Origin of the sequence: Blautia sp. Marseille-P2398, from assembly GCF_964240315.1 — a bacterium.
Classification (GTDB): Bacteria; Bacillota; Clostridia; order Lachnospirales; family Lachnospiraceae; genus Blautia_A; species Blautia_A wexlerae.
In genome coordinates this window covers 78,257-93,420 of the sequence record NZ_CAXSTD010000006.1, presented here as the reverse complement: position 1 = coordinate 93,420, position 15,164 = coordinate 78,257, and the positions used below count along the sequence as shown (strand labels likewise).

The 15,164-nt window shown below is 41.4% G+C and carries 11 protein-coding genes and 2 pseudogenes; 10 read left to right on the top strand and 3 right to left on the bottom strand.

From position 1 onward, the window contains the following. The first annotated feature begins 57 nt into the window (after positions 1-57). Positions 58-1,140: a cob(I)yrinic acid a,c-diamide adenosyltransferase gene (locus ACESZG_RS08685; protein WP_195280219.1), complete on the top strand. Its 1,083-nt coding sequence runs from the start codon at positions 58-60 to the stop codon at positions 1,138-1,140. A gap of 119 nt (positions 1,141-1,259) precedes the next feature. Here ACESZG_RS08685 and ACESZG_RS08680 read toward each other — a convergent pair whose 3' ends face one another. Continuing rightward, positions 1,260-2,108 (bottom strand): AraC family transcriptional regulator, encoded by an 849-nt coding sequence (locus tag ACESZG_RS08680; RefSeq protein WP_118571278.1) that lies wholly within the window; start codon positions 2,106-2,108, stop codon positions 1,260-1,262. A gap of 229 nt (positions 2,109-2,337) precedes the next feature. Beyond that, positions 2,338-2,490: pseudogene (locus ACESZG_RS08675) on the bottom strand (DUF6783 domain-containing protein). Here ACESZG_RS08675 and ACESZG_RS08670 point away from each other — a divergent pair. Both ACESZG_RS08670 and ACESZG_RS08665 read left to right on the top strand, forming a co-directional pair. Next, a pseudogene (locus ACESZG_RS08670) lies at positions 2,449-2,553 on the top strand (DUF6783 domain-containing protein); the annotation flags it as partial. The pseudogenes ACESZG_RS08675 and ACESZG_RS08670 overlap by 42 nt on opposite strands. Positions 2,554-2,596: 43 nt before the next feature. Beyond that, positions 2,597-4,393, top strand: coding sequence for an L-fucose isomerase (locus tag ACESZG_RS08665; protein ID WP_022381348.1), 1,797 nt, complete (start codon positions 2,597-2,599; stop codon positions 4,391-4,393). A gap of 295 nt (positions 4,394-4,688) precedes the next feature. Here ACESZG_RS08665 and ACESZG_RS08660 read toward each other — a convergent pair whose 3' ends face one another. Further along, complete coding sequence (locus ACESZG_RS08660) at positions 4,689-5,132, bottom strand: RbsD/FucU family protein (protein WP_008708382.1); 444 nt, start codon at positions 5,130-5,132, stop codon at positions 4,689-4,691. Between the two features lie 456 nt (positions 5,133-5,588). On the opposite strand from ACESZG_RS08660, the gene ACESZG_RS08655 reads away from it, so the two are divergent. From ACESZG_RS08655 to ACESZG_RS08625, 7 genes are all read left to right on the top strand, one after another. Then, positions 5,589-7,208 carry a response regulator gene (locus ACESZG_RS08655; RefSeq protein ID WP_373217989.1) on the top strand — a complete coding sequence of 540 codons (1,620 nt, stop codon included), beginning with the start codon at positions 5,589-5,591 and terminating at the stop codon, positions 7,206-7,208. Next, positions 7,205-9,010, top strand: a complete 1,806-nt coding sequence (locus ACESZG_RS08650) for a sensor histidine kinase (protein WP_118614480.1) — start codon at positions 7,205-7,207, stop codon at positions 9,008-9,010. The genes ACESZG_RS08655 and ACESZG_RS08650 overlap by 4 nt, the downstream gene beginning before the upstream one ends. Next, positions 8,997-9,974, top strand: a complete 978-nt coding sequence (locus ACESZG_RS08645; RefSeq protein ID WP_022380185.1) for a substrate-binding domain-containing protein — start codon at positions 8,997-8,999, stop codon at positions 9,972-9,974. The genes ACESZG_RS08650 and ACESZG_RS08645 overlap by 14 nt, the downstream gene beginning before the upstream one ends. A gap of 184 nt (positions 9,975-10,158) precedes the next feature. Further along, entirely contained in the window at positions 10,159-11,136 is a 978-nt protein-coding gene (locus tag ACESZG_RS08640) for an ABC transporter permease (protein ID WP_008705559.1), read from the top strand. A gap of 20 nt (positions 11,137-11,156) precedes the next feature. Next, the gene (locus ACESZG_RS08635) at positions 11,157-12,668 is read left to right on the top strand and encodes a sugar ABC transporter ATP-binding protein (RefSeq protein ID WP_008705558.1); all 1,512 of its coding nucleotides are present in this window, start codon (positions 11,157-11,159) and stop codon (positions 12,666-12,668) included. An 11-nt stretch (positions 12,669-12,679) separates the two neighbouring features. After that, complete coding sequence (locus ACESZG_RS08630) at positions 12,680-13,660, top strand: ABC transporter permease (RefSeq protein ID WP_008705556.1); 981 nt, start codon at positions 12,680-12,682, stop codon at positions 13,658-13,660. A gap of 203 nt (positions 13,661-13,863) precedes the next feature. Beyond that, positions 13,864-14,979 carry a substrate-binding domain-containing protein gene (locus tag ACESZG_RS08625; protein ID WP_055150866.1) on the top strand — a complete coding sequence of 372 codons (1,116 nt, stop codon included), beginning with the start codon at positions 13,864-13,866 and terminating at the stop codon, positions 14,977-14,979. Positions 14,980-15,164: the final 185 nt, after the last annotated feature.

The following is a 15,164-nucleotide window of genomic DNA, read 5'->3' as shown; positions in this document are numbered from 1 at the left end:
ATAATTTCCGGCAGATGCTGACTGCCGCTGAAATCAGATACAGGAGATGGAGAAGAGATGAGTATTTATACAAAAAGAGGAGACAGAGGAATTACAGATATGGCTCATGCCGGTAATATTTCCAAGTCTGATGACCGTATCCGCCTTATGGGTGAGGCTGATGAACTGAATAGTCATATTGAACTTGTAAAAAGTATGCTCCGTCAGTCAGAAATACTTCAGCTTCTTGAACGTATTCAAAAGAATCTTGATCTGATCGCAGCGGGAGTCAGTAACCCATATGATCGTGACTGTAAAGTCAGTGAAAAGGAAACAGCAGTATTGGAGGCGGAAACAGATAAACTGGAAGCACTGTGCGAAAAGCCTGTTCCGGAGAAGCTTACAGGAAAGAGCCGACTGGCTGCAGAGATAGATATTGCACGTACTGTTGCCAGAAGAACAGAGCGCTGCCTTGCACAGGTCAGCGTGAAGTTTGGCGCAGATAAAGAGAGTAAGAGATTTCTTAACCGCCTTTCGGATTATCTGTATATTTTGGCGAGATATATAGAGTATTACTCTGATCTTTCAGTGGAACTGTCTGATGATCATGCGGGTGCATTGGCTAAAACGTCTGATAATAATACAGATGCATTGCCGGAACCGTCCGACAGTAATACAGATGTATTAAAAAAGACGGCAGATATCAATGAAGCCGTCATCCAGGAGGTTCTTAAACGAATGGGAATTCAGAGCAGGATAACATTGGATACAGCGAAGAAACTGATCGAGAGACTGGAGCAGGAAGCTGTGCGCAGAGGGCAGCGTGCGGTAATTGCGGTCTGCAATCCGGAAGGAAATCCGGTTGCGGTCCATGTGATGGATGGGGCATTCCTTGTAAGCTTCGATGTGGCAATGAAGAAAGCCTATACTGCAGTGGCAGTGAAGATGTCTACAATGGAACTTTCGAAGATCGCACAGCCCGGAGGAACCTTTTATGGCGTTGACAAGCTGGATGGTGGAAAAATCGTTATTTTCGGCGGCGGTATTCCGCTGAAGTCCGGAAATACAATTATCGGTGGACTTGGAATCAGCGGCGGTACAGGAGAAGAAGACCATAGTCTGGCAGAGTATGGTCAGTCTGTGTTAAATGAAATATTGTAAGATGGATGACAACTATTTGGCAGTCCGCTGTTGAAGGCACCAGACAGTTGCGAAGGAGTATTAAAAAGATCAGAACAGTTTTGAAGAGAGCTGTTCTGGTCTTTTTGCGATATACTGATTTATCTTCGCTTATATTTCCCGGGAGTCATGCCTTTGTATTTCTTAAAAGTACGTATAAAATAACTCAGATCATTAAATCCGTTCCTGTAAGCAATTTCTGTGATTGAATCATCAGTAGCCGCCAGTTGTAAACAGGCTTCTTCAATTCTCTGTCTGTTCAGATAATCCACAGGAGTCTGATGGGTCATTTCCGAAAAGAACCTGCAGAAATATTTCGGTGACATAGAGACAGAAGCAGACAGTTCCTGAAGTGTGATAGGATTGGCATAATTTTTTTCGATAAATTCCAGAACCTGCTTCAACTGTAAAATACGTTTATAGTCTCTGCGCGTTCGGGTAGGATTTTCGATAAAGTAATGATTACTGAAAACCAAACCAAAAAAGTGGTAAAATTGTCCAAATACAGTCAGCTCATATCCGGTATCTTTTTCATACATGGCATCAAACAGAACAGAAATACAGTTCAGAATCTGTGGATGCTCATCTGAAAAATGTGGAAAAAGCATTGTTTCCTGATGCAGGATTTTCTGGATATATTCTCCGCATACAGGATTGTTTTTCAAAAAAGTGTTCATATCAAAAACAATGCACTGATATACACAATCATGGGGAATTCCTGAATGAAGGATTCCACTGTGTACAAAAATGACATCATTCTTAACTGCTGTAAAACTTTTTTCGTCTAAAGTGACGGTAAGAGAACCTTCCAGAATACGAATTATTTCATATTCCACATGCCAGTGATAAGACATGACATATCTGGGATGTGTATGATCGATGTGATGAAACTCAAATGGAAACTCATAAGTGCCTCTTGGACGGTCTTCATTATGGTTTAAATCATGCAAAAGAACTTTCCTCCTTACAAAATTTACAGAAATTTTATGATTAAAACAGAAAAAGTGAATATTGTACTGTTTTTTGCTATTATAACACAAGTAATTTTCTAAATGCAATTATATAATAGATATCAGTAACAAAGTTGAGTGGTCAGGCTGCTGTGAACGGAGTGAACAGTGGTTATCGGGCTACTTGGCACAACAGGTGTAGAGGTTATTATTTTTGTTATATTTGCAGTCAGAAGATGCTGCGAAAAGTGAAAATGTAATCTTGGGGGTTAGAGCGTGTCTGAAAAATCATTCCCGCAATCTGCACGCCCCACTTTGCGGGATATTTCACCCGAATTCAGTTGCCGTAGCCCGCTACGGCGCCCTCATCCGGGTAAAATATCCCACAAATTGTGACGCACATCTTGCAGAAAGCCTTTTTCAGACACGCTCTAGCAGGAAATGATCCTGCGGGAATATTACAATAATTTATCAGGAGGTATTTTATTATGGCAAAGAGCAGATTAATTGGCAGCTATCCGGTAATTGGTATCAGACCTACTATCGATGGTCGTAGAGGAGCACTGGATGTTCGTGGATCTCTGGAAGATCAGACAATGAATATGGCGAAATCAGCTGCTAAATTATTTGAAGAGAATTTAAGATATTCCAACGGTGAACCGGTTAAAGTTGTAATCGCTGATACAACCATCGGACGTGTTGGAGAGAGCGCTGCATGTGCAGATAAATTCCGTAAAGAAGGCGTAGATATCACTCTTACAGTTACACCATGCTGGTGCTACGGCGCTGAGACAATGGATATGGATCCACAGACGATCAAAGCTGTATGGGGATTCAACGGAACAGAAAGACCTGGTGCTGTATACCTTGCATCTGTACTTGCAACACATGCACAGAAAGGACTTCCGGCATTCGGTATCTATGGACATGATGTTCAGGAAGCTGATGACACATCTATTCCGGAAGATGTTAAAGAAAAACTGTTAAGATTCGGCCGCGCAGCAGTTGCAGCAGCATCCATGAGAGGAAAATCCTATCTGCAGATCGGTTCTGTAACAATGGGTATCGGCGGATCTATCATTGATTCCGATTTCATCGAATCTTATCTTGGAATGAGAGTTGAGTCTGTTGATGAGGTAGAGATCATCCGTCGTATGACAGAAGGTATCTATGATCACGCAGAATTTGAGAAAGCTCTGAAATGGGCAAAAGAAACCTGTAAGATCGGCTGGGACAAGAACCCTGAAGAACTTCAGTTCTCAGCTGAAAAGAAAGAAGAGCAGTTCGAGTTTGTTGTTAAGATGGCAGTTATCATCAAAGAACTGATGAACGGCTGTGACAACCTTGATCCTAAATTCTCTGAAGAAGCAATCGGACACAATGCTCTGGCAGCCGGTTTCCAGGGACAGAGACAGTGGACAGATTTCTATCCGAACGGTGACTTTGCAGAAGCTATGCTGAACACCTCCTTTGACTGGAACGGAGCACGTGAACCATACATCCTGGCTACAGAGAACGATGTTCTTAACGGACTTGGAATGCTGTTCATGAAACTTCTTACAAACAGAGCACAGATTTTCGCTGACGTTCGTACATACTGGAGCCCGGAGGCTGTTAAGAAAGCTACAGGATATGACCTTGAGGGCGTAGCAAAAGAAGCCGGCGGTTTCCTTCACCTGATCAACTCCGGTGCTGCCTGCCTTGATGCTAACGGAGAAGCAAAAGAAGCTGATGGAACAGCTGTTATGAAACAGTGGTGGGATATCACAGAAGAAGACCAGAAAGCAATCATGGAAAACACAGAATGGTGTATGGCTGACAACGGATATTTCCGTGGAGGCGGATACTCCAGCCGTTATGAAACACGTGCCCAGATGCCTGCAACAATGATCCGCCTGAACCTTGTAAAAGGACTTGGACCGGTTCTGCAGATCGCTGAAGGATGGACAGTAGCTCTTCCTGAAGAAGTATCTGACAAGCTGTGGAAACGTACAGACTATACATGGCCATGTACATGGTTTGCTCCAAGATGCGATGGCAAAGAAGGACCGTTCAAGACAGCTTATGATGTAATGAACAACTGGGGTGCAAACCATGGAGCAATCTCCTACGGACACATTGGTGCAGATCTTATCACAATGTGCTCTATGCTGAGAATTCCTGTATCCATGCACAATGTTCCTGAGAAAGATATCTATCGTCCGGCAGCATGGAATGCATTTGGAATGGATAAAGAAGGTGCAGATTTCAGAGCATGCAAGAATTATGGACCTCTTTACAAATAATAAATAAAACCGATATGTAAGAATGTATATCGGCCGCCCGGAGTTGGAGATGATCTGACTTTGGGCGGCTGTTTGTATCAGGGGGAATCAAAAAAACAAACTGATATCTGTGTGTACAGATACCAGCCTGTTGTATATATATGTATGTGTGATGTGTGTATAATGTGTAAAAATGATATTTGGCATGAATATGCCAAAATCCCGAGACATACAAGTCAAAATTCCATTGCCGCAGGCAATCTGGAATGAATTTTGGCTACGTTACTGTGAACAGTAACGAAAAGATAAAGCAAAATCAGTTGTTGATTACAACACCTTTCTGAAGCATTATATTTGCATACAGAGCTTTTTCACTTGTGGAAATAATGCAATATGCAGTTTTGGCTTCTTCATAGAAAGCGAAACGTTCAATATTTCCAACCGCTTTATCGCCACGCTCGTCATATTTGGCAACGATTTCTTTATATGTATCCCAGATTGGTGTTTCTACATTATCGCCAGGCATAACTTCCATGAGATTTACAGGATGCTCTACATAAGTATCCAGTGGAAACAGTTTGAGGATCGCATCCAGGATTTCCGGTACACCATGTCCGTCACAGCGGATAGTGATGGCATTCTTTCCCATAGATTCAACAGGGAAGTTACCGTCTGCGATAACAAGACGATCGCTGTGTCCCATTTCACATAAAACTTTTAATAATTCCGGTGATAAAATTTCAGGAATTCCCTTTAACATAATTTGTATTCTCCTTTCAAAATTCTGAAAATCATTGTAAACAGTTTAATGAAAAAAATCAGATTATTCAAGGCAATATTTTACGCAAAAAGAGTAAATTTTTATAGTTTACAGCGGAGGAAACAGTAATACACAGAGCTGTATGAAATGCACAAAAATATATTGAAAAAATTGAAAAAATAGTATAAATATGCTATTATCATTATAGCGAATCAAGCGGATATTTGAAATTTACTTTGCTGTTTGCTCATAACCGAATAGCTGCCTGGCAGAGGACTTACCTGATTCGGTAAAATAAGTAAAAGGATGTAGTAGTTTTAAGCCAGAATTCCATTGCCGCAGGCAATCTGGAATGAATTTTGGCTAAGTTAGTGTGAACGGAGTGAACAGTAACATTTTTATTTGGGTTATCAGGCAGAGGGATGATGCCTGATCTTATGGGGGATAAAATTTAATATGTACAAAATATTATTGGTAGACGACGAAATCCTGGTCAGGGATGCAATCAGGGAGAACATTGACTGGAAAAGCCTGGACTGTGAGCTTGTGGGGGATTGTGAGAATGGCAGACAGGCAGTGGAATTTGTGCAGAGCCACAAGGTGGATGTTGTATTGACAGATATCTGTATGCCTTATATGGATGGTATGGAACTGAGCGAGTTTCTTCATGATAATTATCCGGATATTCTTATTGTTATATTCAGCGGTTTTGGGGAATTTGAATATGCGAAGAAAGCAATCCGTTATAATGTAAGTGAATATATGCTCAAACCTGTCACAGCAATGGAACTGACAAAAGTGCTCCGGAATATGAAAGAAAAGCTGGATTCCAGAAAAAAAGAACAGAAAAAAATGGAATCCCTGTCGCAGACTTCAAAGGATTATCACAAGAATGTGGATATCATCCGGTCGAAAGCACTGGAGACTCTTGTAAATTGTACCAGAGATGTACAGGTAAGTCTTCTGGAACTGAAAAAGCTGGGGATCAGCTTTGACTGTTCGAGCTACAGAGTAGCTGTTTTTGATATGGACACTTACTCAGAAATGTATCAGGTAGATATGCATAAACAGCAGGAAAGCGCATTGATGTCCTTTGTACTTTTTAATATAAGCAATGAAATTGTGACCAGAGAGAACGCAGGTGTTGCTTATCAGGAAGGCAGTAACCGGGTATGCATTATATTTACAGGATGCAGATCCAGAGAATTCGGAGACAAAATACATAGTATCTGTCAGGAAATCCAGCAGAAAGTAAAAGAAGTGATTGGGATTGAAACTTCTATAGGAATCGGAAGCTGGGTGAGATCACCTCAGGAACTGGTCTATTCCTATAAGCTTGCTGAGAAAGCCATTGGCTATCGGTATCTGCTGGGAGGCAGCCTCCTTTTGGATATGGAAGAAAAGAAAACGGACAACAGTATTAATCTTATAAAATCTCTGGAAACACTGACAGAAGAGATAAAGGTCGGAAACAGGCAGAAAGTGACAGAAATCCTGGAGCAGATCGAGCATGAGATCAAAGGGGCACTGGTGGAGAAAAGCTATGCCTGCATTTATCTTCAGCAGGTGATACGTGCCATCGGAAATACCTGCCAGTCCCTGAGTGATGATCCGGAAAAGATCATTGCTCAGAGAGAGAAGCTTCTGAAAGAAGTTTCTCAGGCAAAAACCTTTGATAAAGCAGTGACATTGGTGAAGGAGTATGCTGAAGGAGTTTTTGAATCACTTCAGGATCTGAATAGTTCCAGCGGCCAGAGGCAGGGAATGATGGCTATGGATTATATCCGGAAAAATTATATGGATCCGGATCTGAGTCTGAACAGTATCTGTTCTTATCTGAATATCAGTACCAGCTATTTCAGCACTATTTTTAAGGAGATGACAGGGGAAACGTTTATCGAATCACTTACCAGGATAAGAATGGAGAAGGCCAGGGAACTTCTGGAGAATACAACGCTGAAGAATTATGAGATTGCGGAAAAAGTAGGATTTTCAGATCCACACTATTTCGGAATTTCATTTAAGAAGATGACAGGAAAAACACCTACCGAATATGCAAGGGAGAAACGCCGATGAAGATTTCTTCAAAATTTAAGAGTATTCAGAGTTCTATTTTCTGTGCGGTGTCGATCCTGGTATTAAGTGCTGTGCTGGTTGTGACAGTGGTATCTCTGAGATATACGAATTCATCTATTTATGAAAATTCTGTCATGTATACACAGACGATCATCAAACAGCTGAATCAGAATATAGATTCGTATATCAGTTATATGGATAATATTGCGTCAGTGATCGCGCAAAGCGGTGATGCTTATAAATATCTGTACAGTGAAAAAGGATATGGAGCCACAAAGGATGAAAATTACAGTGAATACAGACAGCGCCTTGTGGAACAGTTTAAAACGATCCTGAAGGGCAGGGCGGATATTAGAAATATCGGGATTGTCAGAGAGGATAAGAACTCTCCATCTCTGTTTGACAATGGATTATCTGTGAGAAATACATATGTAGATCTTAATACACAGCCATGGTATGCAGATGCAGTCGGAAAATATGACCGGTATAATCTGACATCTTCTCATGTGCAGAATGTGATAAAGGGAGAAAGACCATGGGTCATCACACTCAGCAGAGGAATCCGCAATTATATAGGAACAGAAGCAGAGGATGGAGTAGTTTTTCTGGATCTGAATTACAGTGCGATCAGTGAACTCTGTGCACAGAGCAGCATGGGAGATAAAGGATATGTTTTTATTCTTGATCAGAATGGAAATATCGTTTATCATCCACAACAGCAGCAGTTATATAATGAACTGCAGACAGAGAACATTTCACTTGTTATGAATGCAAAATCAGATATTGTTACTGTCGGAAAGGGAGATGACGAGAAAATTTATGCACTGTCCCATTCTGATATCACGGGATGGACTATTGTGGGATGCATGAATATGTCTGAACTTTTACGAAACAGCAGACAGACAAGAAGTATTTATGTGCTGGTAGCAGTGGGGTTGATCATAGTTGCTCTTCTGATTTCCAGCCTGATTGCCAGGAATATTACGCTGCCGATCCAGAAGCTTCGTGATTCCATGAAAAGTGTGCAGAAAGGAAATTTTGATATTGAAGATATAGAGGTGATTTCCGACAATGAAATAGGAAGTCTTACCAGATCTTTTAATGTGATGACGCACAGGATACGGGAATTAATGGAGCAGAATGTAAAGGAGCAGGAGCAGAAGAGAAAAATAGAACTGAAAGCCCTGCAGTCGCAGATCAATCCACATTTTCTGTATAATACGCTGGATTCTATTATCTGGATGGCTGAAGGAAAGAAGAATGAGGAAGTGGTGATAATGACGGCTTCTCTGGCGCGACTGCTCAGACAGAGTATCAGCAATGAGGATGAGCTTGTAACAGTCGGACAGGAGATTGAATATGTCAGAAGTTACCTCACGATCCAGAAGATGCGCTACAAGGATAAGCTGGAATTTGAGATAAAGGCAGATCCATCCATTACACAGGTACCTATCATTCGTCTGGTATTGCAGCCGCTCGTGGAGAATGCAATTTATCATGGCTTAAAATATAAAGACAGTAAAGGACTGTTGACAGTACATGGATATATGAAAGGTGAGAATGCAGTAATCGATATTACGGACGATGGTGTGGGAATGGATGAGGAAACCCTGAAACATATTTATGATAAGCATAAGGTGAATTACCGTTCCAATGGAGTTGGGGTGTACAATGTGCAGCAGCGTCTGGTTTTATATTATGGAAAAGATTATGGCATTATCTATCACAGTGAAAAAGGAAAGGGAACCACAGCATCTGTTGTAATTCCCGGAATACAGGAGGAATCCCATGAAAAGTCATAAAAAAGAGATTATAACAGTTGCAATCCTTATGGCGGCAGCAGTGGTGATTTTTGCCGGAATCCTGAAACCGGAGGCAACACAGACGAAAAAATGCTCCCTCATTTATATTCCAAAGATCAGGGATAATACCAATGATTTCTGGACTTCGGTAATATCCGGCTGTAAGATGGCGGCAGAGGAATATGAATCTGACCTTGAAATCCTGGCTCCGGATAAAGAAGAGAATATAGAAGAACAGAATAAACTTCTGAAAAAAGCCATTGAGCAGAAACCGGATGCGATTCTGTTTTCCCCTTCCAGCATGGATGCATCAGACGAACTTCTGAAGGAAGCAAAAGAAAAAGGAATCCGTATTACCTATATTGATTCCTATACAAAAGAAGAATTGCAGGATCTTACAGTTGCCACAGATAATGTGAATGCAGGCAGGATGTTAGGAGAGTATGCCAGAAAATTAATCGATAAAGATTCAAAGATAGCCATTGTCAGCCATGTAAAAGGTGTTTCTACAGCTGTGGAGAGAGAACAGGGATTCAGGGAAGGTCTTGGTGACTATGCTGATAACATAGTAGATATTGTCTACTGTAACTCACTCTATGAGAAATCCTATGAACTGGCGCAGGAACTGATGAGGAAATATCCGGATCTGGAACTGATTGCAGGAATGAACGAATATTCTGCAGTTGGTGTGGGAAGAGCAGTCAGTGATGCAGGAGCGAAAGATAAGATCGCAGTAGTTGGTGTGGACTGTTCTCAGGAGGCCATCAATCTTATGGAAATGGGCGTTTATAAGGGAATTATTGTGCAGAAAGCATTCCGGATGGGGTATATCGGAGTGGAAGAAACCATTCATATGCTTAACGGGGATGCAGTAGAGAAGAATATTGATTCAGGATGCGAGCTGGTTACGCCGGAGAATATGTATAACAGTGATATTGAACGGCTGATCTTCCCGTTTAGCTGACTGACGCGTTGAAACGACTGCGTAATATAAGGATAAAAGAAGCAAAAAGGTTAAATATTTCCGGATGAAAAAAAGGAAATATTTAACCTTTTTTTGGAAGATATTTCATTACAATTATCCGACAGGTAAGGTAAGATATAGACAACAAAGAGAGATACGAAATAACGTAAGGAGGGTGAAAAACTTGGAAAAGTTGAAACAAAATCCAATTGTGAAGAAACTCGGTCTGAACAGAATCCTGTTAGCATGTATTCTGGTTCTTATGTTCGTAGTCTTCAAAGTAGTTCTGGGAAGTAAGTTCCCTGTAGGTGACAGTATCAAATCTACTTTGAACTATGTATACTTCCTGGGCTTTCTGTCACTTGGAGTAACATTTGTAATTGCCACTGGAGGAATCGATTTCTCCATTGGACCTGTAATGTTCTGCTGTGCCCTGATCTCAGGTTACTGCATGACATCTTATCATGTACCTTGTGCAGCAGCAATGGTGATCTGCATTCTGATCGGATTTGCATTTGGCGTGTTTAATGGCTGGATGGTATCTTATATGTCAGTTCCGCCATTTATCATTTCCATGGCATCTATGAACATTGCAAAAGGTATTGCATCTGTATTTACAAAGACACAGTCCGTCAGCTGGCCACTGGGAAGTGATCCTGTAAACGGATGGTTCAGAAATCTTATCTCCTATAAGGGATTCCCTGTAGGACTTGTGATTTTCCTGGCAGCAGCAGTGATCTGTGGAATTATTCTTTATAACACAAAACCGGGACGTTATATCCTTTGTCTTGGTTCTAACAGCGAAGCAGTAAGACTCAGCGGTGTTAATACAAAAAAATGGAGAATGCTTGCTTATGTGATCTGCGGTGTTCTTGTAGGAATCGGAGCAATTTTCTTTGTTGGTGCTTATACAACTGTTCAGCCTGGATACGGCGATCAGTACAACAATGAAGCGATTGCAGGCTGTGTAATGGGTGGTACATCCATGGTTGGCGGACTTGCTTCTATCGGCGGTACAGTCATCGGTGTATTTATCATTTCTCTTCTTCAGCAGGGTATCATGGCATTTGGTCTTGGTAAAGGTCAGCAGATGATCATCACAGGACTTATCGTAATTGTAGCAGTTTATGTCGACGTTTCTGCAAGACGCAGAAAGAACTGATCGGAAGGGAGGATGTAACAATGGGTGAAGTTATTTTGACTATGAAGGACATTGATAAGTCCTTTCCTGGAGTTCATGCTCTGGATCACGTTAATTTTGAAGTGAAACGCGGCGAAGTACATGCTCTTATGGGAGAAAACGGTGCCGGAAAGTCTACATTGATGAAAGTTCTTACCGGTATTTATCAGAAAGATTCAGGATCCATTACCTATAAAGGAAAGGAAACTGAATTCCATAACACAAGAGAAGCGCAGGATGCAGGTGTTGTAATCGTGCATCAGGAGTTGAACATGGTAGGTGATCTTACCGTAGCTCAGAATATTTTTATCGGACGTGAACCAAAGAAAGGGTTCAGCATTGATGATAAGAAAATGATCGAAGATTCCAAAAAACTCTTTCAGGAACTGAACATTGAAATCAATCCAAAAGAAAAGATGAACAATCTTACCGTCGGAAAACAGCAGATGTGTGAGATCGCAAAGGCTATTTCCCACAAAGCAGAGGTTATTATCTTTGATGAGCCGTCAGCAGCACTGACAGAGAAAGAGATTGCAGACTTATTCGAGATTATCCGTGATCTTCGTAAGAAAGGTCTTGGAATCGTTTATATTTCCCACCGTATGGATGAGATCAAAACGATCACTGACAGAGTAACAGTCATGCGAGATGGTGGTTATGTAGGAACGCTGATCACAGCAGACAGTACAAAAGAAGACATCATCAACATGATGGTTGGACGTGTCATTTATGAAGATCCTAAGGAACACAGCATGGTTGCACCGGATGCACCTGTTGTTCTTAAGGTAGAGAACCTGAATGCAGGTAAGATGGTTCAGAATGTAAGCTTTGAACTTCGCAAAGGTGAGATTCTTGGTTTCTCAGGACTGATGGGAGCCGGACGTACTGAGACAGCAAGAGCACTGTTTGGTGCTGACCCGAAACAGAGTGGAAAGATCTCTATAAGGGGAAAAGACGGACAGCTTCGCGAGGTAACTATCAACAGTCCTCAGGATGCAGTTAAATATGGTATTGGTTATCTGTCAGAGGACAGAAGAAGATATGGTTGTGTCGTACAGAAATCTGTAACAGAGAATACTACGCTGGCAACCATGGAAGAATTTACCAGTGGTATCTTCATTAATAAATCAAAAGAAAAAGAAGTTTCAGAGAAATACGTTAAAGAGCTGGCAACCAAAACTCCAAACTGCGAGCAGCTGGTAGTCAATCTTTCCGGTGGTAACCAGCAGAAGGTCGTTATCGCAAAATGGCTGACACGAGACAGTGAGATTCTTATTTTTGATGAGCCGACCAGAGGTATTGATGTTGGTGCCAAGAATGAAATTTACAAGTTAATGAACAGACTGGCTGCAGAAGGTAAATCTATTATCATGATTTCTTCTGAAATGACAGAAGTTCTCCGTATGAGTGACCGTATTATCGTTATGTGTGAAGGTAAGATTACAGGAAATATTGATATTTCCGAAGCTACACAGGAACACATTATGAATCATGCAACACGGAACATCAATTAAGGAGGAAAGTCATGACTAAGAAGAAAAAAAGTATTTTAAGTGATCAGAGATTTATTGTATTACTGGTTATTATTGTACTGTTTGCAATTTTCTCCTTTAAGAGCAGGGAGTTCAGACAGTATACCACAATCCTGAGTATGCTGGATTTCTCATATTATGATCTTCTGATGGCAATCGGTGTTACATTCCCTCTTATTACAGGAGGTGTAGACCTGTCAATCGGAACAGGTATGGTATGTTACGCATTGATCGCAGGATCTCTGGTAAGAAATAATAATCTTCCGGTTGTACTTGCAATGTTACTTTGCATTGTACTTGGAATTATTGTAGGAGCAGCAAATGGTGTGCTGATCGGTATTATGAACCTGCCGCCATTCCTTGCAACACTTTGTACATGTATGATTACCCGAGGTGCAGGATCCCTGTGCAGTGCCACTCCCTGGCCGGGACTTACACAGGAGGGCGGATGGTTCCATTCAATCTTTAAGATTACAGTTGGAACAGGAAGAAGTGCTTCCCGTTATCCTATCGGTTTCTTATGGATGATCATTCTGGTCCTTGTAATGGAATATGTTCTGAATCATACAAAATTCGGTCGTTATACGATCGCGATCGGTTCCAATAAAGAAGCAGCAGCTCTTTCGGGAATCAACGTTAAATTCTATCATGTTATGGTATATGTAGTATGCGGACTCTTCACAGGTCTTGCAGCTATCGCATATGCGGCAGTTACACCAACTGTACAGCCTGGTACCGGTGCAGGACTTGAAATGGATGCCATCGGTGGAGTATTCGTAGGTGGTGTTGCAGCAACAGGTGGTTATGGATCAGTAATCGGTACTTTAGCCGGTATCTTCGTTATCATGCTTCTGAAAACCGGTCTTCCATATATCGGACTTCAGGCAAACTGGCAGCAGATCATTACAGGTGCAGTTCTTATCATTGCAGTACTGATCGATATCATGAAAGAAAAGAAAGCAGCAGCAAAATAATTTTCAAAACTGAATAAAGAAAAATGCATCTTACGACAGATGCAAAACAGCAGGATATGAAACAACGGAGGGCTTCCAGGGGATGTTCGGCGACAGTATTGTCATATGTGTATTTTGGGGAAGGCGGAACGAGAGAGGAAGCCTCCGGGGTATCATTTATAAAAAACTATATTAAATGTATATTTAAAAGGAGGAAATTTTAAATGAAAGCAAAAAAAGTGATCGCATTAGTTATGTGTGCAGCAATGGTAGCAGGAATGTCCGCATCAAGCGTTATGGCAGCCGATATGCCGGAACAGTTCAAAGATCTGAAAGCTAATGAAGCTTATGATTTCCCGATGATGGTTAAATCTTTCCAGTCTACATACTGGGATGCAGCTCAGGAAGGTATGAAGAAAGCTGCTGATGAACTTGGTGTTACATACAAAGCACAGGGACCAAACAGTGAATCTGATATCGCTGACCAGGTTAACATGATCAACACAGCAATCGCTGCAAAGCCGGCCGGATTAGGTCTTGCTGCATGTGATACATCTTCTGTTCTTGATGCACTTCAGGAATGTGCTGACAAAGGAATCCCGGTAGTAACATTTGATACAGGTATCGCTGATGCTCCGGAAGGATCTGTAGTATGTGAAGTTTGTACAGATAACACACAGGCTGGTTCTGTTGCAGCTGAAAACATGTATAATTCAATCAAAGATGTTATAGCTAATGCAGATGGACAGGTTATCATCGGTGAAGTTAACCAGGATGCCACAGGTCAGAACATCCAGCAGCGTGGTGGCGGATTCATTGACAAAATGATCGAACTTATTCAGGCTGACGGAAAAACAGTTGCAGTTAAAGGTAACGAGTTCTATGTAAACGCAGCTAAAGGTGCAGATGCAAAAGAAGCAGACGCAGACGTTGTTATCCAGGTCGCTGTTCCTGCACAGACAACTGTAGAGCTTTGCTCAACAGAGGCTCAGGCAATCCTTTCTCAGGAAAACTGCATCGCTATCTTCGGTTCCAACCAGACAGCAGCAGAAGGTGTTCTTGCAGCTAATGCTAACCTGAACGTTCTTGGTTCTGACGCAGGAGCAGGCGATGTTATCGGTGTTGGTTTCGATGCTGGTTCTATCATTAAAGCCGCTGTACAGGATGGAACATTCATCGGTGCTGTTACACAGTCTCCTCTGATGATGGGTTACTATGCAATCTACGCTCTGACAGCAGCAGCTAACGGACAGGAACTTGAAGATGTTCCTACAGATGGATACTGGTATGATTCCACAAACATGGACAGCGAAGAAATCGCTCCTAACCTTTATGACTAATCGATAAGTAAATATCGAGAGGAAATGAATCCTTAGAATTAAGTATTAATTATTAATACAAATACAGACGCCGCACTGCCGTATGGCAAGTGCGGCGTTGTTGTTCAAACAATAAAACAATGATTGGAAATGATGATTTTATTAAGTTGTAAAGATACTTATTTCGACGATAGATTTCAAAAGAG

Bases quoted from the DNA above. Each gene is read 5' to 3' on its own strand.
- ACESZG_RS08685 (WP_195280219.1), top strand. From the start codon at position 58: ATGAGTATTTATACAAAAAGAGGAGACAGAGGAATTACAGATATGGCT.
- ACESZG_RS08665 (WP_022381348.1), top strand. From the start codon at position 2,597: ATGGCAAAGAGCAGATTAATTGGCAGCTATCCGGTAATTGGTATCAGA.
- ACESZG_RS08660 (WP_008708382.1), bottom strand. From the start codon at position 5,132: ATGTTAAAGGGAATTCCTGAAATTTTATCACCGGAATTATTAAAAGTT.
- ACESZG_RS08655 (WP_373217989.1), top strand. From the start codon at position 5,589: ATGTACAAAATATTATTGGTAGACGACGAAATCCTGGTCAGGGATGCA.
- ACESZG_RS08650 (WP_118614480.1), top strand. From the start codon at position 7,205: ATGAAGATTTCTTCAAAATTTAAGAGTATTCAGAGTTCTATTTTCTGT.
- ACESZG_RS08645 (WP_022380185.1), top strand. From the start codon at position 8,997: ATGAAAAGTCATAAAAAAGAGATTATAACAGTTGCAATCCTTATGGCG.
- ACESZG_RS08635 (WP_008705558.1), top strand. From the start codon at position 11,157: ATGGGTGAAGTTATTTTGACTATGAAGGACATTGATAAGTCCTTTCCT.
- ACESZG_RS08630 (WP_008705556.1), top strand. From the start codon at position 12,680: ATGACTAAGAAGAAAAAAAGTATTTTAAGTGATCAGAGATTTATTGTA.
- ACESZG_RS08625 (WP_055150866.1), top strand. From the start codon at position 13,864: ATGAAAGCAAAAAAAGTGATCGCATTAGTTATGTGTGCAGCAATGGTA.